The sequence below is a fragment of the Psychroflexus lacisalsi genome (genome assembly GCF_020164495.1).
Lineage (GTDB): Bacteria > Bacteroidota > Bacteroidia > Flavobacteriales > Flavobacteriaceae > Psychroflexus > Psychroflexus lacisalsi.
In genome coordinates this window covers 1-255 of sequence record NZ_JAIQYZ010000047.1, presented here as the reverse complement: position 1 = coordinate 255, position 255 = coordinate 1, and the positions used below count along the sequence as shown (strand labels likewise).

Below are 255 nucleotides of genomic sequence, written 5' to 3'. Positions count from 1 at the left end.
GAGTCTAATTTTAAAAAAGAAATTCCTGAACAAATTCTTTATGGTAAATTTTTAAAAGCTGCGAAGAAAATTCTTCCGAATTATGATTTTAAGTTATTAGCAGATATGAATGAATCTATCTATTATTCAAAAAAAGAATTAGATAATGATGCATACCCACAAGAATTTAAAGAAATGATTCTTAGAACAGCAAATTCTAATGGTATTTTTTATTCGGATGTATCTAATAATAAGTTTATTGAACAAAAGAATGCG

At 24.7% G+C, this 255-nt stretch carries 1 pseudogene; it reads left to right on the top strand.

Annotation, left to right across the window (positions count from 1 at the left end):
* Positions 1-255: pseudogene (locus LB449_RS14155) on the top strand (GLPGLI family protein); the annotation flags it as partial.